Raw genomic sequence first — 22,096 nt, forward strand, 5'->3', positions numbered from 1 at the left:
GCGCCCGTGATCACCGGCGCCACCAACCTGACGGCGATCAGCGAAGACGCCTCCACCTCGGCCAATGGCGGCACGCTCGTCAGCGCGCTCGTCGCCGGCCACGCGTCGGACGTCGACGGTTCGGTCGCGGGCATCGCGATCAGCGGCAGCTCGCCTACCGGTGGACATTGGGCGTACAGCACGGACAACGGGCAAAGCTGGGCCACATTCTCGGCCAGCAACAGCGCGGCCCTGGTCCTTGGCCTTTCTTCTCTCGTCCGCTTCGTCCCGGACCTGAACGTCCAGACGGAAGATTCGACCTCGCCGCAGACGAAGATCGACCAGCCGACCCTCACCTTCCACGCCTGGGACGGCACGAGTGCTACGGAGGGCACGACCGTCGACCTGACGACGACGGGCTCGACCGGTGGCACCAGCGCTTACAGCAGCGGTACGGCCACGGCATCGCTGGCGATCACCAGCGTCGTCGACCACGTCTTTACCGACGGCAACGACACGGTCGACCTGCACACCTTCGCCTACGACCCAGCGCATGACGCCAACTGGTTCGAGGACGGCAACTATCTCAACGCCGGCGATGGCGATGACGTCGTACGTCTACCCGACGCAGGCGATCCGCTGGCAAGCCACTATGTTGGCCAGACCTTCAATGCCGGCGCCGGCAACGACACGATCACTGGCGGCGATCTCAATGATCGTATCGAAGGCGGTGATGGCCACGACCGGATCACCGGCGGGCTCGGAAGCGACACGCTGAGTGGCGGTGCTGGCAGCGACACCTTTGTTCTTGGCCAGGACGTCACCGGATCGGGCACGCGAGCGGTCGAGCTCGGTGACGGCACGACCCGGCAGGTCAGCATCGACGGTCTCGCTGGGACCGCCGATATGGTCACAGGCGGCACGGGCACGGACGTTATCAATCTCGACGCCTCCGGTGCTCCGGGATATGTCTACGACGCCTACTCGGCTCCGAGCTTCATCTCCGGCGTCGAAATCATCAACGGCACCGCCGGCAACGACGTCATCCTGGTTGGCAACAACTACGTCAGCGATGGGATCAACGGCGGCATTTCGATCGACGGCAGGGGCGGCAACGACGTCATCGGCGGCGGCGCTGGCAACGACACGTTGCTTGGCGGCACAGGCAACGACCTCCTGTCGGGCCTCGGCGGCGACGACCTGCTGAACGGCGGTACGGGCAACGACGAGATCTGGGGCGGTGCCGGCAACGACACGGTCTTCGGTGGTGAGGGCGACGACACGATCATCGGCGGTGCGGGCAGCGATACGCTCTATGGCAACGCCGGCAACGATACATTCGTCTACGCTCCCGGCAACGGTAAGTCCGTCGCCGGCGACGGATCCGACAGCATCGATGGCGGCGACGACATCGACACCCTGAAGATCGAGCGGCTCGCGGTGGAGCAGAACCGCTACTACGTGAAGGATACCAGCATCGGCTTCAACGTGACCGTCGACCACTACGCCGGCACGCCGGACGTGCTTTCCGTCCAAAACGTCGAGAAGCTGGAAATCGATGTCAAGGGTTACGAGCAGGTCGTCCTGCAAGGAAACCTCGGGGGCCTTACGGTCGACGTTGAAGGCAACGGTGAAGGCAATGGCCTCTTCCTCAACGAGCTTGCCTCAGTAACGAAGGTCACCGCCAATCTTGGCGGCGGCAACGACGAAGTCTATGGCGGCAATCAGACCGGCGCGATCAACATCGATGGCGGCGACGGTATCGACGTCCTGAAGTATGGGCTGGTCAACGGCCCGGTCGCGATCGACCTCGCAGCAGGGACGGCGCAGCACGGCGGATCGACCGACATCGTCACCAACTTCGAAAACGCCATCGGCACGAGCTACGGCGACCATCTCCAGGGCAGTGACGGCGCCAACGAGCTGAGCGGCGGCGACGGCGGCGACGTGATCGAAGGCCGCGGCGGCAACGATACCATCGACGCCGGCGCGGGCAGCGATCTCATCGTCTACAACAGCGGCGACGGGTCGGACACGGTCGATGGCGGCGACGGCAATGACACGCTTCATCTCACCGGCGCCAATCAGGCCGAGACCTTCAACATCAACGCGATCTCGTTGAACAGTGCTAATCATCTCGCCGTCAACATCGAGGCCGGCGACACCAGTGCCGCCGCGACCAACCTGAACTACGAAGTCGCGACCAAGAATGTTGAGGAGTGGGTTGTCGACGGTGCCGGAGGCAACGACACGTTCGTCGTCAGCGGCAGCCTTTCGGGCACCGGTCTTGCGACATCGACGCTGACGATCAACGGCGGTGACGGCGACGACACGCTGGATGTGTCGAAGCTGACCTCGAACGAACACGTGGTCTTCAACGGCGGTGCCGGCAACGACACCATCATCTTCGGCGATGTGGATTGGAAGGACGCGACCGCCGTCCAGACGGAGAACGGCTTCCGCATCACGATCGGCGGCAAAACCTTTGACATCAGCGGCGCCGAAGCGTTCCAGTTCAAAAACGGCACGGCGACCGTCGAGACACTGGTGGAAGCAGCGCCGTCCGGCGCGACCGGAACGCTGTCGGTCGCCGAGAACGTTGTCGGCGGCACTCCGGTCGGTACAGTGCAGTCCGCCGATATCAACGGCGGCCTCGACAAGCTGACCTACGCCTTCCTCGTCAATGGCCAAGCATCGCAGATCTCGGCGGATGACAAGTTCATCATCAATGCCGACACTGGCGAGATCGTGGTCAAGCAAGGAGCGCAGATCGACTACGAAACCACGCCGGTGGTCGGTGACGGCCACGCGTTGACCGAGACCGTTCGGGTGACCGACGTCCATGGGATCTACACGGATCAGGTCGTCAATGTCGTCGTTACGAACGTTAACGAAGTGCCGGTTGCCACTGGCGACAGCTACACGACGGACGAAGACACCGCACTTGTCATCAATGCGGCTGGGGTTCTGGCCAACGACAGCGACGTCGACGGCAACACGCTGAAGAGCGTGCTCGTCAACGGTCCGGCACATGGAAGCCTGACGCTCAACGCCGACGGCTCGTTCACCTACACGCCGGCGGCCAACTACAGCGGCGCCGACAGCTTTACCTACAAGGCGAACGACGGAACGGCGGACTCCGCGCCTGTCACCGTCAGTATCGATGTCAAGCCGGTAAACGACGGCGAGGCGAAGCTCTCCATCACCGACACCACGCAGACTGCGGGTGCGCCGAAGGTCGGCGACCTGCTGACGGCGGCGATCGCCACGGCGGATCCGGACGGCAACGGGACGATGACCTATCACTGGCTGCGCAACGGCGTCGAGATTTCCGACGCCCATGCCACCACGTATAAGTTGACCAGGGATGACGTCGGTAAGACGATCTCGGTCTACGCGACCTATACGGATGGTCAGGGCTTCCCGAGCACGACCGCGTCTATCGCCATGACAAGCGCCGTCGTGGGTGCAAATACTGCCCCGGTTGCCGCCGCCGACATCACTGTCTTCACCGATGCGGGCAACGGCAAGACCATATCGATCTCCCATGAGGCGTTGCTCTGGAGCCCCTACGATCCGGACGGCAACGTGCTTTCGGTGGTCGATGTTGCCGGTGATAGCAATAAGGTGACGGCGGAGAGCGATGACGTCCTATTCAAGCGCAGCGGTGCCACCAACGAGTTCACCTACAACGTCTACGATGGCGCGGCGAAAACGCACGTCACTGCAACGGTGGAGAGCGGCCTCACTGGCACCTCGCACGACGACATCATTGTCGCCTTTGGCAGCGGAAGCACCCACACGCTGACCGGTAATGCCGGGAATGACGTCCTCGTAGGTGCCACCGGCGATCAGAACACCCGAAACGCCATGCACGGCGGAGATGGCCACGATTTGCTGATCAGCGGTGGCAAGAACGACAACCTATACGGCGACGCCGGTGACGATGTTCTGGTGGCGCATAGCGGTGCTTACGCCGTCAATATGTGGGGCGGCGATGGTAACGACACTTTCGTTATCGACCAGACCGGGCGTATCAATCTGCATGGCGACGGCGGTGTTGACACTCTCGATTTCTCGCACCTCGGCGCTGGAGTAAACTTCACGCTGGGGAATGCGGGGCAAGGCACTTTCCAGGAGGTCGGTTACGAAAGCATCGAAGGCGTCATCGGCACGCACCTCGCCGATACGCTCACCGGCAACGCACTCGCCAACATCCTCGAGGGCGGCGCCGGCAAGGACACGCTCATCGGCGGCGGCGGGGCGGACACGTTCGTGCTTGATGTTGACGCGTTGAGCAACATCAACATGGCCGACGTGATCACCGACTACAAGGCCAGCGAAGGCGATACGCTCGATGTGTCGAAGCTTCTCGACAGCCTGCTCGGTCATCAGGCGACCGAAGCTGAGGCGCTCGCCAGCGTCAAGACGACGGTAGCAGGTGCCGATACCGTGGTCAGCGTCAACGCCAATGGCGGCTGGCACGATGTGGCGGTTCTCCAGAACACCACCGAAGCGGTCAAGATCCTCTACGACGACAAGCACGATACGACGACGGCGCCGCACGTCGGCTAATGGGTTTATGAAACCAGCGAAGGAAAAGGCGCCCTTGGGCGCCTTTTCTGCATTCTGGCGTATGTTCGGGTGGAGAGCGGCCAAGTGGAACTCCGGCAACCGCCGCCGCCGTTTGGCAATAATGAGCGTCGGCTTCGGTCACTATCCTTGCGAACCGCCGCAGTCGGCGCGGGCGGCCGCAACTTCGGAATGGCTCTTCGCCCTCGGCCTGTCGGCTCGCCGTTTCAGCAACCGGTTGGGGGATGTGGTGAAGTCAGTTGGCCCGCTCCGGCGAAGCCGCATACCCAATGACATTGGCCCGCGCCCCCACCTTGAGAGGCGCAAGTGATACTCCAGCGGATATGAATGCCGAGATCCAGGACGGTTTCAGTCGTCGTTTCCGGGTGGAATCCGATGTTCGTCAAAGGCTAGGCAACAAAAAAGGGCGTCTTTCGACGCCCTTCCACAAAGGTTTCACAAATCGATCAGCTCAAGCGGCCGGCAGCCGCGACATCGGAATCGCCTCGTCGCTGTCGCCGCCGCGCTGCATCGCCATTTCGTCGGCGAGCTGGCGGATGTGGTTGAAGTCGGTTGGCCCCTCGAAGACCGCACCGCCGAGACGGATGCCGATGCTCATTGGCGTGCCTTCGTCAGAGAAGGAGGCTTCCGCCACGCGCCGGCGGATACGGGTGCCGACATCCTGGGCGTTCTCGACGGTAGCGCCCGGCAGGAACACCCCGAGTTCGTTGGTGGCAAGACGGGCCACAAGGTCGCCCTTTCTGACCGAGGACTGGATGATGGCGGCCAGCGACTGCATGACCGTGTCGGCCCATTGCGGACCGTAGCGCCGGCTGATCTCATCCAGCGTATCGACGACCACGGCGATCATCACGCCGCCGGCGTCGGTGGCGATTCGCTTGCGCCGGTCGATGTAGTGTTCGACGGCCGCGGCAAAGGCCGTTCCGTTCAGCGTCTTCGTTACGGCGTCGTGGCGCGCAGTATAGTTAACGGCTTCCTGTAGTTTTTTGAGTTCGGCGACATTGAACCGCAAGATCAAGAGCAGCGGAAATGCAACAAAAAGCGAAATTACGCTTGCGCCGACAAATCCCACCAAAATTGGTCGATCCGGCACGAGAAGGTTTAAGATAAGTAAAACGCCGACGGATCCGGCCGCGAAGCAGACAGCGCCGAGGGTGGCGATCCGAAGAGCTGAAACGATTGTGGCGGAAGAGTAACGCTGGCCTAAATTCATCGCGGGTCATGTCCGTTTGAAAGTAGTACCAGATAAACAGGTCCGGGCAAAACCCCCGTTAAAAAATCCTGTAAAATTCTTGCTTTAGGCAGTTGTCCACCGCGATTAACTGTTTTGGCACGAATGCTCGCGGTCGCAATTGGAATGTGGAAAGATTGGTGTTACTTATTTGCCGAAGAAAAGTCTTTGGTATACGGGTACGCCGTGTGAATCTTTGATGTTGAGGGGCATCGATCTTGTTTAAGGGCAAAAGAATTTTTGCAGCATTGTCTGCGACGGTTGCTTTAAATTTTTCGTTTTATGCTGATGCCAATGCAATGTCTCTGCAGCAGGCCATCGAAAAGACGATGAAAACGAACCCGCAGATCTTGCAAGCTGCGAAGGACCGTGAAGCTGTAGAGTTTGAACTGCGCCAGGCGCGTGGTCTATACTTGCCATCGGTAGACTTGGAAAGCGGTATTGGTCGTCGTCGGCTGTCGAATGCCAGCTCCGGGTCGCTCAGAGACGATCACGACTATCTGTCTCCGGGCGATGTTGGTCTGACGATCTCGCAGACACTGTACGATGGCGGCAGCCGTCGCGCCCAGGTGCAGCAGCAGGCCTCGCGCGTCGATGGCGCCTCCTTTCGGGTTCTCGAGCGTTCCGAATCGCTCGCCCTCGAAGTGACGCAAGACTATCTGGAATATGTGCTCCAGAATCAGATCGTGGCTGCTGCCAAGCAGAACGTCGCCTTCCACACGCAGATGGTCGGCGATATCGACGAGAGCATCAAGGGCGGTGCCCTGACGGACGCCGACCGCCTGCAGGGCAGCGAGCGTCTGCAGGCCGCCAAGGCGCGGCTGCGCGAAGCGCAGGAAGAGCTGGAGCAGACGAAGATCCGCTTCCTCCAGGTCGTTGGCGAGCCGATTGCCAATGCGCAGACGCCGCCGTCGGTTGGCAGGTACGTTCCGAAGACGCTGAACGATGCAGTGTTCGTCGCCGCCAAGAACAGCCCGCGCATCTATTCGGCCAATGCTGATGTCGATGCGGCCGACGCTGGCGTCCGCGGCGCGCGCGCCAACTACATGCCAAAGGTCAACCTCGAAGGCACCGCCCGTGTCGGCAACGATATCGACGGCGACGCGGGCAACACCAACGACTATCAGGTTCGCGTTGTTGCGCGCTGGAACCTTTATCGTGGCGGTATCGACGTTGCTCGCGAGCAGGAGCAGATCCGTCGTGCCGACGAGCAGCGCTACAATCTCGCCCAGGTTCAGCGAGAGGTCTCGGAGTCGGTCCGTTCTGCCTGGAATGAGCGCGTCAGCCGTGGCGAGCTCTCCGGTATCCTCAACAAGCAGGCCTCGATCAATAACCAGCTCGTTGGCTCCTATCGCGAGCAGTTCAAGGTCGGCCAGCGTTCGCTGCTCGACGTGCTCGATGCGCAGAACACGCGCTTCAACACGCAGGTTCTTGCCGATACTGCGCGCGTCGCGTCGCAGTTTGCCGAGTACAAGATCCTGGCCGCCTCCGGCAATCTGCTTCAGACGATGAAGCTGAAGCCGGTCGAGCAGTCCAAACCTTATGCGCGGGAAGAGTTTGTTGTCCCCGCGGGCGTCGCGAATCCCGGATACGTCGAGCTTGATTCCCATCAGAAAGCCGGCATGCCCCTGGACCTTCTAGCGCCAATTCGACAGCAGTAGTCGACGTGGCCATGGAACAATGCTGAACGTAGCGCTCGAGACCTCCAGCAGCACACCGCTGCAGACATTCAAAGCCGCATTCAAATCCGTGGCTGCGTTCTATGGCCGACCAAGCTCCGACACGGTCCTCTTCTCCGGTCTTCCGGACGAGGTGACCGAGTCGCTTGAGCTGGACGATGTCGAGCGGATGGCCGAGCGCATTGGCCTGCAGGTGATAAAGCATCAGGAGCGCGAATGTCGCCAGGGCAATTTCGATTGCCCGGCGATTGTCGCATTCGCCGATGGCAGCGTGCTGCCGCTGCTCGAGATCGCCGAGGACGGCTCCTATGTCACGGATATCGTTCCGATTGCCGGCAACGCAATCCGTCTGACGCGGGAAGAATTCCTGGCGCTGAAGCCACAACTCGCATTCGCCTTTACGCTTTACTATCAGAACGCCTCGGAAGAGGCGCTCGTCGGCAATGCGGTCGAGATCGAGAAGCGGCATTGGCTGGCAACCACGCTTGCGCCTTACTGGCGCACCTATGTCCGCGTGATGGTCGCGGCGCTGTTCATCAATCTGATTGCGCTCGGCTCGCCGCTGTTTACGATGAACGTCTATGACCGGGTGCTGCCGAACAAAGCGATCCCGACGCTTTGGGTCTTGGCCGCGGGCATTTCGCTCGCCTATATCTTCGACTTCCTGCTGAAGACGGCACGCTCCTCGCTGATCGATTATGCGGGCCGCAAGGCGGACCTGCGCCTCTCGCAGCTACTCTTCGACAAGGTGCTCAATTCGACACTCGCCTCGCGGCCGATGTCGACGGGCGAATATGCCAACCGCGTCACCCAGTACGAATTTGTTCGCGAGTTCTTCACGTCGAACACCATCGGCGTGCTGATCGACAGTCTGTTTGTCTTCATCTTTCTCGGCGTCATTTACCTGATCGCTGGCTGGCTTGTGGTGATCCCGGCGGTAGCGTTCGTCTTGTCCGTCGTTATCGGCCTCTATGCGCAGGCGGCGATCGGCAAGCGTATGGCGACCGCCGCCAACGAGGCATCGCGCCGCCAGTCGCTGTTGGTGGAGACGATTTCGACGATCGAAACGCTGAAGAGCCTGCGCGCCGAAGCGACGATGCTGCGCCGTTGGCAGGAACTGACCAAGTATTCGAGCCGCACCAGCGAGGACATCAAGCATATCTCGACGAATGCCATCAACCTGACAATGTTCATCCAGCAGATGGTGAGCGTCCTGATCGTGATTGCCGGCACCTACGAGTTTTCAGAGGGACGGATTGCCATGGGCGCGATCGTCGCGACCGTCATGCTGGCAAGCCGCGCCGGCGCGCCGCTCGGCCAGATCGCCATGACGCTGGCGCGCTTCCGCCAGGCAACCATGTCGCTTCGCATCCTGGACAAGATCATGGAACAGCCGGACGACCGCCCGTCGACCGTCGGCTTCGTCAACCGGGAGATCACCCGCGGCGCCTTCAGCTTCCAGGATGTCTCGTTCCAGTACCCGGGCTCGGACTATCCGGTCATCAACAAGCTGTCCTTTACAGTGAAGCCCGGCGAGCGGATCGGCATCATCGGCCGCATCGGCTCGGGCAAGACGACGCTCGGTCGCTTACTCGACGGGCTGTTTTGCCCTTCGGGCGGTCGCGTACTGATCGATGGCGTCGACATCCGCCAGTATCACATGGCCGAAGTTCGCTCGGCGGTCGCCGTGGCTGGCCAGTCGTCCGATCTCTTTTCCGGGACGGTGAAGGAAAATCTGCTGATCGGACGCGCCGACGCGACCGACGAGGAACTCCTCGAGGTAGCGCGTATGACCGGCGTCGACGAGTTCGTTGGCAACCATCCGCGCGGCTTCGACATGCCGGTCGGCGAGCGCGGCACCAACCTGTCGAGCGGCCAGAAGCAGGCGCTGACGATCGCCCGTCTATTGCTCACGAAACCGAAGATCGTGTTTCTCGACGAGCCGTCTGGCGCCATGGATCTGGCCACCGAGCGCAACCTGATTGCGCGCCTGTCGCAGGCGATCAGCCGCGACACCACGCTTCTGATTGCCACCCATCGCTACAGCATGCTTGAGCTCGTCGATCGCCTGATCGTCGTCGACAAGGGCCGGATCATCGCCGACGGGCCGAAGAATGCGGTCATCGAAGCCATGCAGCGCAAGCCGGCGGGAGCGCAGTCATGAGCCTGAACAATCGGCACGACAATCCTCCGCTTCTCGCCCGCGGCATTCTGGCATTGGTGGCGCTCGTTGTTGCGAGCTTCATCGCCTGGGCGGCGATCGCTGACATCAACGAGATCGCCCGCGGTGAGGGCAAGGTCATTCCTGTCTCGAAGACGCAGATCATCCAGTCCTCGGAGCCCGGCGTAGTCCAGCAAATCGCCGTCGTTCTCGGTCAGGTCGTCCGCAAAGGTCAGCTGCTCGTTCAGCTGGACAACACCACGACGACCTCGACCCTCGGCGAATCGGTCGCCAAGGCGCGGGCTCTAGGTGCCAAGGTTGCACGGCTGAAGCTCGAGGAGGCCGGCCAATACGACGCCGCGTTCGTCTGCCCCGAAGAAATCATGTCGGTCGCCAAGGACGTCTGCAGCAACGAGGAGAAGCTCTTCGCCGCTGATCGTGCGAGCTACCAGAACAAGCTCGGGGTGTTGCAGGAACGCGTCCGCCAGCGCGAGAACGAACTGGGCGAAGCGCACGCCAATATCGATCGGCTGGAGCAGAATATCGAAGGAGCGCAGCGCCAATACGACCTCATTCATCCGTTGGCCCAGAAAAAGCTGGTCGCCCAGACGGAAGTGCTGAAAACCGAGCGCGATCTCACCGACCAGCAGGGCCAGCTCAAGGTGTACCAGGAAAGCATCGACCGGCTGCAGGCCGCCGTGCAGGAAGCCAAGTTGCAGCTCGGTGATCTTGCCCTCGAATTGCGCCAGCAGGCGCTGACGGACAAGGCGCAGGCGCTGGCCGAGCTCTCCGTCGTCGACGAGACGATCCGCGGCGCGTCCGACCGCGTCAAGCGCACCGATATCCGCTCGCCTGTCGACGGCATCGTCAACACGCTTGAGGTCAACACCATCGGCGCCTATGTCGATCCGGGCCGTGTCATCGCCGGTATCGTACCGACCGCTGATACGCTGCTCGTTGAAGCCAAGATTTCGCCGCGCGACGTCGCCTTCGTGCGCCGCGGCCAGCCGGCCGTCGTCAAGATCACCGCCTATGACTTCTCGATCTTCGGCGGCCTCGAGGGCATTGTCGAGAACATCTCTGCCGATAGTCTGGTGGAGAAGGAAAAGGGCGAGACCTACTATCTCGTGCAGGTCAAGACCGACAAGTCCGCCCTGGAGCGCAACGGCAAGTCCTACCCGATCATCCCCGGCATGGTCGCATCGGTCGAGATCATGACCGGCAACAAGACGGTGCTGAGCTACCTGATGAAACCGATCAACAAGGCGCGCAGCGAAGCGCTGACGGAGCGATAGATGTTGATCGTCAAGCCAAGCAGCAATGCCCTCTCTGAACTCGAGCCGATTGAAGAGCCTTTGCCTGCCGTCGCCGCTGACGAGATCGAGCCGCGCTTCCGGGCGGTCGTCGGTCGGGGCGGCGAGCGTCGCGGCATCCGTCTCGAGGGGATCTACTGGGATGGCCTCGGCCGCATGTCGTCGGCGGGCAAGATGAGCACTGCCGACCTCGTGCACTACACCGCCTCGCAGATGCCGGAGTCTGGCAACCTTGCGTCGCTGCTGCGTGTGCTCAGCTTCAAATGGGCGCTGCGTCGGCTGGATACAGTCGAGGACGCCTCATCGATGGCTAACGTCAACGCCATCATTCAGGCGTCGCCGTCACCGACAATCCTGCTGACCCAGGAAAAGAAGATCCAACTCTTCAACGATCCCTTCCTGACTATGCTCCGCCAGCGCCTGCCGCTTGGCGATGCGGCGCAGTTGACGAAGACCTTGCGGTTTTCGATCGATACACAGATCGACGAAGCCATCGCCACGCTTTATCGCAACAGAGGCAAGACGCTGAACACCGGCTTCACGATCGCCGTCGGAGCGGCCTCGATGAAAGGCCAGATCAATCTGGCTCTCGCACCGACGCACGAGAAGCCGATGCTGATTGGCTACGTCTCGCGCTACTGATCGCTAAATGCGGACACGGGAAAGGCGGCTGAAATTCAGCCGCCTTTCCGTTGCCCCAGCCATGGTTACTTCAGAACGCTACACCTTCGCCGGGTGCTACCTTTTCCAACGGAATGGCCGAAGCCACCTGCTTGGCGCCGGTGCGGGTTCCGTGGAGGTAGCCCTTGCCGTCCGCGATCGAATAGAGCGGAACGTAGTCGGGTAGTTTCGTGTCCGGCAGCACCTCGTCACGCATGTTGTCGAGGATGAAGCGGTTGCCGTTGACCGCGACGGAAAGCACCGCGTGGTAGAAGTGACGCCTCTGATCAAAAAGGACGACAACGGACATGTCCTTGAGGTCGACGCCGTCGGCATGCAGAGCCGCCATCTTCAGGATCGCAAAATCTTCGCAATCGCCCTGCTGGCGTGACAGCGTCTCGGCCGGCGTCGCCCAGTAATCGGCCATCTTGTAGGTGTCGATGTCTCGGCTGTAGCGGATCGCGTGGTTGATGGCGACGTTGACTGCGTTCAACTTGTCGCGGATCGAGGACTGCGACGTTTTGGTAAAGGCAACCTTGATCGCCGTCGTCGCTTCGGAGCATTGAGCCGCGCTGCAGTCGATGGCGGTTCCATCAGCCATTTCCGACAGCGAAGGTGCGAATTTCTTCAATGCGGCGAGCCGCTTGAAAGGGATGGCGACGGTTCCAAACGCGGCAGTGCCGGTCGGCGCTGCAATCGTCGCGCGCGCGATCGGCTGTTCCGGCGCAACGCTCTCCTTAACCCAACCGGCTGGCTCGGGCTGCAGCGTTCGGGTCAGTGCGGCGACATCGATGTTGGCGATGGTCTTTGCGATATCGTTCGTCGCCAGGCTGACGAGGCTGGCAACGCTGCCGAAGGACAGCGCGCGCGCCGCATCGGCTGCGAAATCGGCGGAGTACATCGCGCTTGAAATCTGTGGGGACGGCAGGACCGACGCGTCGGAAAGATTCGGTGCAACAGTGGCCGCAAATGCAGCCAGAGTAAAAGCGGCAATGTTGTTTGTTATTATACTGCGCTTCATGAAATCGTCGCCTCTTCTTGGGTGAGGACAACGTACAAAACAGCTATAAAAATCAGGTATTTAAGCGTAGATAAGGGCGGGATAAATTATCCATTCAAAAGAACATAAAAGTTTAGTGTGTCCATCAACCAAGTTTGGGCGAAGGGTTTGCTTTCGCGGGTCGCTTGTGCAGATATGAAGCCCTGCCAAAAGGCCGGAAAAAGGCCGTGATTGAGAGAGTGGGGAAACGGTGAAGGTGCATTCGATCGAGCAGGTGCAACGCTCGCATGGTTTACGCGCGGCGCGCCATGCGCCGCCTCGGGAAGGCACCGGCCCCCTGAAACTCATCAAATCTGTTCTCGCAGTGTCGATCGTTGTTGCCTGCGGTGCGCTCTCGGGATGCCAGTCCGATGTCGATGGCATCGCCAAGAACGTCAAGACCAATGACATCAAGCCACCCTCGAGCGAGGTTGATGAGAGCTTTGGCGAAACCGGCGCGGAAATCACGCTACTGCTGCCGAAGGGTGCGACAGGTATCTATGAGGGCGCTGCACGCGATGTGCGCGACGGCGCCGGCCTCGGTGTCGGAGAACTCGGCGGCAACCAGGTCTTTGTCAAGGTTGTCAACGTGGCCTCCGGCGCTCCCGCTGCGGCCACGGCTGTGAGTGCCGCTAAGGCGCGCGGTTCCGTGCTTCTTGTCAGCTATGCATCGGCGGCCGTCACCGCCGCTGTCGCCTCGATCCCTGCCGATCAGCGGCCGCCTCTGCTAAATCTCGGTGCGCCCGTGCCGCCTACATCGGGGAATGTCTACAACTTCGTCTCCGATGAGATCGACAGCGCCATCGAGGGCGTCCGGGTGGCCGCTGCCAGCGGCCACAAGAAGGTGGTGGTTTTTGCGCAGAGTGACTTTCCGGCTGCAGGCGAGGAACGTCTGGCAAGTGCTATTCGCGTCGGCGGCAGCACATATCTGGGGCTCACCCGTTACGACCTGACAGACGCGTCGGCGGCGGACGCCGTCAAAAGGAGCACTGCCAATCTGCAGAATGCCGACACCGTGCTCGTCCTCGGGAAAACGGTGATCACGACGACCATTGCCGGCGCGATAAAGGCGAGCGGTACGACGAACGTTACCTTCGTCGGCACCAATGCCTGGCCGCCGCAGGCGCACTCCAATCCTTCAGTCGCCGGTGCCGTGATTGCCATGGTCGAGCCCGAGGGCGCGACGATGATCGCCGAGCGCTATCAGCGTCACTACAAGCGGACGCTCTCCACCGATGCGGCTTACGGCTACGACGCCGTGGCGGTCGCCTCGGGCATCGTCCGGACAAAGGGGCCGGAAGGGATGAACGCGCAGAACCTGACCAGCAAGGTCGGCTTCCGCGGCGTGACCGGCCTCTTCAGGCTGATGCCGTCCGGCACGGTGGAACGCAAGATGAGCCTCTATTCCCTCAGCGGCGGAAAACTCACCTTGCTTGGCGCCACGCCGCCCTCGTTCTGATAGCAGCATTCCTGGGGTCATCAATCCAAGGATAAATCCCCTATCGTCCGGCGTCCGCGCAGCGCGCGTCGGGAGCAGGCCGGCAGGTGCGTATCCTTTGCCCGGCATAAGGGTAGGCTTTCGCACGCCAGCCCCTCCTGAGAGGCGGCCGATCGCCCGAGGATCCGGCCCTCACAGATAATCCGCCACTGTCACCTATCAATTAGGAGTCAGGGCACGAATTCACGTCAAACGGCCAGACTTGCGTTTGCTCTCACTTGGCGGCTTCGTCGGCGCCAAGTAGGTAGCCTCCGTCCCAGTGATAGATTTGCTTGTCGTCGACGGTCACCTTGACGACCGCTTGGAATCCGGCGAGCGTTCCGCTGCCGGCATGAAACGCACAGGTTCCCTGCATCGGGCTGGCGGTGTCGTAGGTGACGCAGTACCCGACCGCGGTGTCTCCGTTTCCGACAGCAATAACCGTCGTACTGCTGCCGAAAAGCGAACTGCCCGTCACCGGCCCATAGTAGAGGATCTTGGTGCCCGCCGGGATCGCCGCGAGGTTCGATTCCGTAATCGTGCAGAAGCTCGGCGTCTGGCCGGTGTACTGGCTACATTCCTTGGAAATCTTCAGCGGTTGCATAGCCGGCGCAGCGGACGCCACGGAAGCCAGTGCCAGGATGGCGCCAGCCGACAGAATCAACAGTCTGCTCATTGCCTAGTCCCCCAGTCGAATGACTGTCGAAAATTGTACTCTCTATCGCCTCTCCTAGCAATTCGCCGCTTGGGCGAGGGTTGCCATGCCTCGCCACCGCCTTCTTGCAACGAGCCTGTACGCTAAGGCCGTGCAGCCGCGAAGAAGGGCTCCGGGCTCTCCACTTCGATCAGCCGTCGGCGTTCGATCTGCCAGAACCGGTTGCCGATGGCGCGCACGAAGCTGCGGTCGTGGGAGACGACGAGGCAACTTGCCTGATGGGCCATGAGTTCGCCTTCCAGCGCTTCCTGTCCGTCGATGTCGAGATGGTTGGTCGGCTCGTCGAGCAGATAGAAATTCGGCTCCGCCAGCCGCAGAACCAGCATGCCGAGCCGCGCCTTCTGACCGCCCGAAAGCCGCCCGACCGGACGCGACTGCATGTCGATGGTCATGCCGGCGCCTGCCAGCAGCGCGCGAGCCCGCTGGTCGCCGACATCGAAGCGCCGGATGATCGTCTCCATCGGTGTATCGCTGTCCTTCAAGTCGGCAAGCGCCTGGTCGCTGTAGCCGAGCACCAATGAAGGGGTGGCCTTGATGCCGTCCTGTGCCGTCTCCGCGTTGCCGATCGCCTTTCGCAACATGGCAATCAGCCGCGATTTGCCGGCGCCGTTCTCCCCGAGCAGGACGATCCGGTCGCCCTGGCAGATGAACTGCTTGCCGGTGCGGAAGAGCGGCGTTCCATCCGGCGTACGGACTTCGGCATCGTCGAGCGTCACCAGCACCTTGGCATGCGTGCCGCGGTTGCCAAGCTTGATTGCCCCGGCAGACCGCTCGAGATGAGCAGGCTTGGCCGCATCCTCCAGCTTGTCTGCACGTTGCTTCAGCTGCTTGGTCTTGACGACCAGCAGGTCGCTGCCGGAGTTGATGCCGATATTGTTGAGCTTCGCCGCCTGCTTGCGCAGCTGCTCGGCCGTCTTCATGTCGCGTTCGTAGCGTCGCCGGTCGGCCGCATCCGTCTCGTCAAGTGCTGCCCGCGCCCGGCTGTAGGGCAGGGAGAAGACCTGCGACTGCTCCGGCCGCAGGAACAGCGTACGATTGGTGACGGCATCGAGAAAGGCGCGGTCGTGGCTGGAGATGATCACGGGCACATCACGGGGCAGGGCATTCAGCCAATCCTCAAGGGCGGCAATCTTGGCGAGATCGAGGTGGTTCGTCGGTTCATCGAGCAGCAACGCATCCGGCTCCATCACCCAGGTCCGCGCCAGCATCGCCAGCCGTTGCCAGCCACCGCTGAGCTGCCCGACCGGGCGGCTGCGCAAGGATTCCGGCACATCGAGTGAGTCGAGCACGATGTCGACGCGCCAGTTTTCGTTCGCCTGCTGATCGGCGGGCAGCGGCTGCAGCACAGCATCGTGGAATGGCAGGTCAAGCAGCTTGGCGGGCACGTCTTGTTCGACATAGCCGATCGTCAAGCCGCGCGAGCGCGTGATGTCGCCGTGGGTTGCCTCCAGCGCCCCCGAGATGCAGCGGAGCAGGGTGGACTTGCCGCGGCCGTTGGCAGCGACCAGTCCGAGACGGTCGCCAGGATTGATGACGAGGTCGAGCTTGGAAAAAAGCGGTGCGCTAAGGGTGACGCCGAGATTGCGGATATTGATGAGGGTCATGATCTTGCTCTGGTCTTACCGAACGATCACACGAGCGAGGGCATACAGCCGTCATCGCGTGCGTGTGCTCAAGCTCGGTGGATGAGGAATTGCAGACGAGCTGAATGCCCGAACTGCTGCCACGAGGGGCAGACCAGGAAGAAAGTTTGTGAGAAACGGTCTCTGGTCAGCCCTGCAAACGCATTTGCAGGGCGTTGACGGGGCCACGTTGCCGGTTGAACCGGAAATAGAAATTTTGCACGCGACCCTCCTTTCTCTTTGAGTGCATAGGCGAAATACCATCCGGCAGGAAAAAATGCAATCGAGGCGGTTGTCGGGCCTTCAGCAGGCGGACCGCAGGCCAACTTGCGCGAGGCGGCTTGGTTGTTGTAAGCGGCCCCGACAGGTAAAATTCTGAACTCTAGGAGAAGCGCCATGGCAGGCGGTGACGACGAATACGTCTATGACGAAGTGACGGGTGAATGGCGTCCGGCTTCCGAATTGGCCGCCGCCGGGCAGGGAAATGCCGAGGTCCGGGACGCTTCCGGAAACGTCCTCAGGGATGGCGACTCCGTCACCCTCATCAAGGACCTGAAGGTGAAGGGCGCCAATCAGACGCTGAAGCAGGGTACGGTCATCAAGTCGATCAGGCTGACGGACAATCCTGAAGAGATCGATTGCCGCCACGACGCCATCAAGGGCCTTGTGCTGCGCACGGAATTTGTCCGCAAGCGCTAGACGACACGCCTATCGCTGGGCGGAAGGGCGATAACGCCCTTTCCCTCAGCGCTTCAAGCTGCCGAGAATACCGCGCACCAGCGCCCGGCCGACCTGTGTCGCCACCGTCCGGGCAACGCTTTTCATCGCGGCTTCCACGACTGTTTCACGCTGATAGCCGGAGGAGCGGGCGCGACCCTGGCTCTTGGCCTGCGGCTCGTTGTCGTCGTCACCGAAGCCCGGCAGGGTCCAGCGACCCGAGGCGCTGCCCTCGGTCGGTTCTGTCGGCTGCACCTGCTTGGCGGCATCGGAGTCCGACGCCTTCTTCGCGCGTGCTGCCAGAATCTCGAAGGCGGACTCGCGATCGAGGTCTTCATCATAGACGCCGAGCACGGGGCTCCTGTCCATGACCTGCTGACGCTCCGCATCGGTGAGCGGACCGACACGTCCGGACGGCGGGCGGACCAGCGTCCGCTCGACGATCGAGGGCGAGCCCTTCGCTTCCAGCGTCGACACCAGCGCCTCGCCGGTGCCGAGCGTGGTGATGACGGTGGCGCAGTCGAAGGCAGGATTGGGGCGGAATGTGTCGGCAGCGGTCTTCACCGCCTTCTGCTCCCGCGGCGAATAGGCGCGCAACGCGTGCTGCACCCGGTTGCCGAGCTGGGCGAGCACCGTTTCCGGCACGTCGAGCGGGTTCTGCGTCACGAAATAGACGCCGACGCCCTTCGAACGAATGAGGCGAACGACCTGCTCGACGCGCTCGAGCAGCACCTTCGGCGCGTCGTTGAAGAGCAAGTGCGCCTCGTCGAAGAAGAAAACGAGGTTCGGCTTCTCGGGATCGCCGACTTCCGGCAACTCCTCGAAGAGCTCGGAAAGCAGCCACAGCAGGAAGGTCGCGTAGAGCCGTGGGTTCATCATCAGCTTGTCGGCGGCAAGCACCGAGATCTGGCCGTAGCCGCGGTTGTTGGTCCGCATGATGTCGGTGATCTTTAGCGCCGGCTCTCCGAAGAAATGCTCGGCGCCCTGTTGCTCCAGCACCAGCATAGCACGCTGGATCGAGGCGACCGACGCCTTCGAGATCAGGCCGAACTTGCTGGAGAGTTCCGTCGCGTTCTCAGCCATGTAGTTCAGCAACGAGGAGAAGTCCTTGAGGTCGAGCAGCGGCAGGCCGCCCTGGTCGGCAATCTTGAAGGCGATGTTGATAACGCCTTCCTGCGGCTCGGAAGCATCCATCAGGCGGGCCAGCAGCAGCGGCCCCATCTCGGCGATAGTGGTGCGGACACGGTGGCCCTTCTCGCCGAACAGGTCCCAGAAGATGACCGGGAACTGGTCGAAGTCGTAGTCGTCGAAGCCGATCTGCTCGGCGCGCTTGGTCAGAAAATCCTTCGGCTCGCCCTTGGCGGCGATGCCGGAAAGATCGCCCTTGATGTCGGCGCAGAAAACCGGCACGCCGGCCCTCGAAAAGCCTTCGGCAAGCACCTGCAGCGTCACCGTCTTGCCGGTGCCGGTGGCGCCGGTCACCAGCCCGTGGCGGTTTCCGAATTTCAGGTCGAGATATTCCGGCTTGTTGATGCTGTCATCCGGATTGCGGCTGACGCCGACGAAAATCTTGCCATCCTCGAGCATTTCGAAAAATCTCCCTGCGGCTGTCGGCGCCGATTGCGTCAAAATGCGGAGCAACGTTTCCGCACGGTCATTGTAATATCGTTTCCCTGTTATAAGCAGGGAGTTCAATGCGGACAACTGTCTGCATTAAAAGGAAAAGTAGGATAAAGCCTGCTTTTGCGGCAGGCGGCTTGAGTTGCCTGGAAAGTTCGATTAACGTTGACGTTAACGTCAAAAACAGGAGGCTGACAATGACTGAAATCGTAGACCAGATCGCCGCGCGCGTGGGCATCCCCGCAGAGGTGGCCGAGAAGGCGCTCGGCATGATGCTCGGCTTCCTGCAGCGCGAAGCGGCGGACGGTCCGGTCGCCAAGATGATCGAATCCATTCCGGGCGCGTCCGACCTCGTTGCCAAGTACAACGGCGAAGGCGCGAGTGGTGGGGGCGGAATCCTCGGCAGCATCATGGGCGCCCTCGGCGGCGGCGGCATCATGGGTCTGGGCCAGCAGTTGATGTCTGAAGGCCTCGGCATGGGCGAGATTACCTCGCTTGCCAAGGAAACCATCGCGATCGCCGAGCAGCATGCCGGCAAGGAAGTGGTTGACGAGGTTGTCGGCTCGGTCCCGGGTCTCAGCCAGTTCGTCTAAGCGGACGGGTCAAGCTTTCAGCGGGCGGGCCTGGTCCCGCCCGCTTGCGTTTGTGGTTACGGCGTTATGCCGAGCAGGGTGAGCCAGTTTCGAGACTGGTCACTGGCGGCAGCGCGTCCGGTTGCGTCAAGCACATGAGGGCCGCAATAGCGCTCTACATTGCGCCGATCGGCGTCGGTGATCTGAGGGTTGCGAGAGGCTGCGATGACTTCGCGCCAGGCGCAGCCAAGAACGGGCTCGACCACGATGCCGCTGTCGCAGCCAGTGCTCAGGCAAAAAGAGACTTTCCGTTGGCTTTCGATGCGGCCGCCGATCGCATCGGCGTAAAGGCCGGTCCAATCGGCGCGGATCTGCTCGCATCGCGCGGCCGCCCCGCTTTGACGGCAACTAACCTTCGGCACGTAGCTGTCCGCTGGTGCCCAATCGGCAACCTCGGCGAGGCTGACGCATCCACAGGCAAAAAGAGCTGCGGCAATGAACTGCAACATAGGGCCCCTTTGCTTGGCGCAAGCGAATCACACGAGACAAGCTCAAGGATTTCTTTACTTGCTAAAGGAGCACTTCTGAAGCGCCATTGTATCGGGATCGGCGAGGCAAGCGGATCAATGCTTGCTCTTCGTTTCTCTCGCCAGCTTGAGGATCACGTCGTCAGCCGCATCGGCCAGCGCCATCGCGATTTCTGCTGCCTTCCATCCCCGCTTCTCGCCATTGCGAATGAGCTCGAAGAGGAGCGGTTCGAACTCCGACCTGCAGGTTTCCATACGCTGATCGGAAGTCGAACGATTCTTAGCCAATTGAGTATCTACCATGTCAATACCCCAAACCCTGAGGATAGATTTAGCAAGGCCGCGTAAGAGCGCAAGTAAATATATTAATCGAGCTTTAACAATTTCGTCTAATATATGCTTTATTCGCCAAATGCTAGAAAAACATAAGAAGGGCCCGTCGGGGTTGGACGAGCCCCGCCTTCTTTGTCGCCGGAAAAAGCAACGCGGTCAGCAGAGAAATCCTCGTTGTGCCAGGTTAAAGGGTCAATTCATCCATATTTTGTATAGCGTACCATAAATATGTTGTCGGCGATCGCGTCTAAACATCTATGAATCGATATTTATGCTCGTTATACGAGAGTGACGCAGAAATGCTATTTGGTTTTACTTTAGTTGGGCGGGTATTTCTTAAGTAACTTTGGGCCTTGGTTGTGCGGCGCTTCGCCCAGCTGATGCCACTCCCGGCCATCGCGTCGGATGAGCTCGTCAGCACAGGAGGGGCCGCTGCTTCCGGGCGCGTAGGCCTCCGGCGTTTCGCTGCTCTTTGCCCACATATCCAGGAAGGGTTGGACCGCCGCCCAGCCGGCTTCGATGCCGTCGGCGCGCTGGAACAGCGTCTGGTCACCGATGAAAAGGTCGTAGAGAAGCGACTCGTAGCCGGTCATCTTGCCGATATCGAACTCGTCGGCATAGCGGAAGTCGAGCGAGACCGGGACGGTATCGACGGAAAGACCGGGCGACTTGATGGAGATCTCGACGCTCAACCCCTCATCGGGCTGCACCTGGATGACCATCTTGTTCGCCGGCAAAAGGCGGTTGACGTCCGTTTTCCGGAACTGCGCGAACGGCACCTGCTTGAAGGTGATGACGACCTCCGTATCACGCGCCTTCAAGGCCTTGCCCGTTCTGAGATAGAACGGCACCCCGGCCCAGCGCCAAGTGTCGACATAGAGCTTCAGCGCGACATAGGTCTCGGTGTTGCTGTCGGGCGAGACATCCTTGGTCTCGCGGAATGCGGTGATGTCGCGTCCGTCGAGCGTGCCGGCCTTATAGGCGCCGCGAACCGCGTGCGAGACAGCCTCTTCCGGCGTATAGATGCGCAGAGCGCTCAGCGCCTTGCTCTTTTCGGTGCGGATTGCTTCGGCGCCGAAGCCGTTCGGGGCCTCCATCGCGATCATCGCCAGCAACTGGAACAAGTGGTTGGGAATCATGTCGCGCAGCGCGCCGGTCGCGTCATAGAATTTGCCGCGTGTGCCGACGTCGACGATCTCCGCCGCGGAAATCTGCACATGATCGATGTAATTGTTGTTCCAGAGGGATTCGATCATCATGTTGGCGAAGCGGGCCGTCAGAATGTTCTGCACCGTTTCCTTCCCCAGGAAGTGATCGAGACGATAGACTTGGTTCTCGGAGATGTTGCTGAGAATATGCGCGTTCAACGCACGGGCGGAGGCTAGGTCGGTGCCGAAAGGTTTCTCGATCGCAATGCGCCGGAAACATCCGTCGGCTTCGGTGGTCAGTCCATGTGCGTGCAGCTTTTCGACCAGTGGTCCGAAAAACTGCGGCGGCACCGCAAAGTAGAAGGCGGCGTTGCAGCTCGTGAGGTGCTTCTTGATCTCGAGGAATATCGCATCCTGCGTGAAATCGCCGGAAATATAGGAGACGCGTTGGCGCAGCCGACGCCATGCATCGTCGGTCTCCGGTCGGATCGGTTCGCTCAGGGTGGCGAGAAAGCTGTCCAGCCGCGCCACCAATGAGGCGTCATCGCCTGGTTCGATGCCGACGCCGAGGATCTTCAGGTCGTCGCCCACCAGCCCGCTCCGCGTCAGATTGATGATTGCCGGGATCAGCAGGCGCCGCGTCAGGTCGCCCGTGGCGCCAAAGATAACAAGGGTGGCTGGCGGAATGGGGGCGGCGTCCATAAAGCTCT

The 22,096-nt window shown here is 61.2% G+C and carries 16 protein-coding genes; 8 read left to right on the top strand and 8 right to left on the bottom strand.

Features of this window, described 5'->3' with window-relative positions; genetic code table 11:
- Positions 1–4,554, top strand: a 4,554-nt coding sequence (locus RGCCGE502_RS05470; protein ID WP_016553165.1) for a tandem-95 repeat protein, incomplete at its 5' end; no start/stop codon positions are given.
- Positions 4,555–5,023: 469 nt separating this feature from the next.
- On the opposite strand, the gene RGCCGE502_RS05480 is transcribed toward RGCCGE502_RS05470, so the two are convergent.
- Positions 5,024–5,785, bottom strand: coding sequence for a GGDEF domain-containing protein (locus tag RGCCGE502_RS05480; protein WP_016553167.1), 762 nt, complete (start codon positions 5,783–5,785; stop codon positions 5,024–5,026).
- A 317-nt stretch (positions 5,786–6,102) separates the two neighbouring features.
- Between RGCCGE502_RS05480 and RGCCGE502_RS05485 the strand changes: the two genes are divergently transcribed.
- From RGCCGE502_RS05485 to RGCCGE502_RS05500, 4 genes are read left to right on the top strand one after another with little or no spacing between them, the layout of a single operon-like run.
- A complete protein-coding gene (locus RGCCGE502_RS05485; protein ID WP_040674036.1) occupies positions 6,103–7,464 on the top strand; it encodes a TolC family outer membrane protein in 1,362 nt (453 codons plus the stop codon).
- A 19-nt stretch (positions 7,465–7,483) separates the two neighbouring features.
- Positions 7,484–9,646 (top strand): type I secretion system permease/ATPase, encoded by a 2,163-nt coding sequence (locus RGCCGE502_RS05490; protein WP_016553169.1) that lies wholly within the window; start codon positions 7,484–7,486, stop codon positions 9,644–9,646.
- Complete coding sequence (locus RGCCGE502_RS05495; protein WP_016553170.1) at positions 9,643–10,938, top strand: HlyD family type I secretion periplasmic adaptor subunit; 1,296 nt, start codon at positions 9,643–9,645, stop codon at positions 10,936–10,938. The genes RGCCGE502_RS05490 and RGCCGE502_RS05495 overlap by 4 nt, the downstream gene beginning before the upstream one ends.
- The gene (locus tag RGCCGE502_RS05500) at positions 10,939–11,598 is read left to right on the top strand and encodes a ribbon-helix-helix domain-containing protein (RefSeq protein ID WP_016553171.1); all 660 of its coding nucleotides are present in this window, start codon (positions 10,939–10,941) and stop codon (positions 11,596–11,598) included. It begins immediately after the preceding gene.
- Between the two features lie 70 nt (positions 11,599–11,668).
- Here RGCCGE502_RS05500 and RGCCGE502_RS05505 read toward each other — a convergent pair whose 3' ends face one another.
- Positions 11,669–12,637 (bottom strand): transglutaminase-like cysteine peptidase, encoded by a 969-nt coding sequence (locus RGCCGE502_RS05505; protein WP_016553172.1) that lies wholly within the window; start codon positions 12,635–12,637, stop codon positions 11,669–11,671.
- Between the two features lie 229 nt (positions 12,638–12,866).
- Between RGCCGE502_RS05505 and RGCCGE502_RS05510 the strand changes: the two genes are divergently transcribed.
- A complete protein-coding gene (locus tag RGCCGE502_RS05510) occupies positions 12,867–14,114 on the top strand; it encodes a type 1 periplasmic-binding domain-containing protein (protein ID WP_016553173.1) in 1,248 nt (415 codons plus the stop codon).
- Between the two features lie 253 nt (positions 14,115–14,367).
- Here RGCCGE502_RS05510 and RGCCGE502_RS05515 read toward each other — a convergent pair whose 3' ends face one another.
- Together RGCCGE502_RS05515 and RGCCGE502_RS05520 are read right to left on the bottom strand one after the other, a co-directional pair.
- Positions 14,368–14,808 carry a hypothetical protein gene (locus tag RGCCGE502_RS05515; protein ID WP_016553174.1) on the bottom strand — a complete coding sequence of 147 codons (441 nt, stop codon included), beginning with the start codon at positions 14,806–14,808 and terminating at the stop codon, positions 14,368–14,370.
- 122 nt (positions 14,809–14,930) lie between these two features.
- Positions 14,931–16,451 carry an ABC-F family ATP-binding cassette domain-containing protein gene (locus RGCCGE502_RS05520; protein ID WP_016553175.1) on the bottom strand — a complete coding sequence of 507 codons (1,521 nt, stop codon included), beginning with the start codon at positions 16,449–16,451 and terminating at the stop codon, positions 14,931–14,933.
- A 414-nt stretch (positions 16,452–16,865) separates the two neighbouring features.
- Between RGCCGE502_RS05520 and RGCCGE502_RS05525 the strand changes: the two genes are divergently transcribed.
- Positions 16,866–17,168 carry an alkylphosphonate utilization protein gene (locus tag RGCCGE502_RS05525; protein WP_016553176.1) on the top strand — a complete coding sequence of 101 codons (303 nt, stop codon included), beginning with the start codon at positions 16,866–16,868 and terminating at the stop codon, positions 17,166–17,168.
- Positions 17,169–17,213: 45 nt separating this feature from the next.
- Here the strand turns inward: RGCCGE502_RS05525 and RGCCGE502_RS05530 are convergent, their stop codons facing one another.
- Positions 17,214–18,773 (bottom strand): helicase HerA-like C-terminal domain-containing protein, encoded by a 1,560-nt coding sequence (locus tag RGCCGE502_RS05530; protein WP_016553177.1) that lies wholly within the window; start codon positions 18,771–18,773, stop codon positions 17,214–17,216.
- Positions 18,774–19,003: 230 nt separating this feature from the next.
- On the opposite strand from RGCCGE502_RS05530, the gene RGCCGE502_RS05535 reads away from it, so the two are divergent.
- A complete protein-coding gene (locus RGCCGE502_RS05535) occupies positions 19,004–19,399 on the top strand; it encodes a hypothetical protein (protein ID WP_016553178.1) in 396 nt (131 codons plus the stop codon).
- Positions 19,400–19,455: 56 nt separating this feature from the next.
- Here RGCCGE502_RS05535 and RGCCGE502_RS05540 read toward each other — a convergent pair whose 3' ends face one another.
- The 3 genes from RGCCGE502_RS05540 to zwf form a co-directional block, all read right to left on the bottom strand.
- Positions 19,456–19,887: a hypothetical protein gene (locus tag RGCCGE502_RS05540; protein WP_016553179.1), complete on the bottom strand. Its 432-nt coding sequence runs from the start codon at positions 19,885–19,887 to the stop codon at positions 19,456–19,458.
- A gap of 114 nt (positions 19,888–20,001) precedes the next feature.
- Entirely contained in the window at positions 20,002–20,208 is a 207-nt protein-coding gene (locus RGCCGE502_RS36500; protein ID WP_040674033.1) for a hypothetical protein, read from the bottom strand.
- Positions 20,209–20,555: 347 nt separating this feature from the next.
- Entirely contained in the window at positions 20,556–22,088 is a 1,533-nt protein-coding gene (gene zwf / locus RGCCGE502_RS05550) for a glucose-6-phosphate dehydrogenase (protein ID WP_016553180.1), read from the bottom strand.
- Between the last annotated feature and the right edge of the window lie 8 nt (positions 22,089–22,096).

This window comes from Rhizobium grahamii CCGE 502, from assembly GCF_000298315.2.
Lineage (GTDB): Bacteria > Pseudomonadota > Alphaproteobacteria > Rhizobiales > Rhizobiaceae > Rhizobium > Rhizobium grahamii.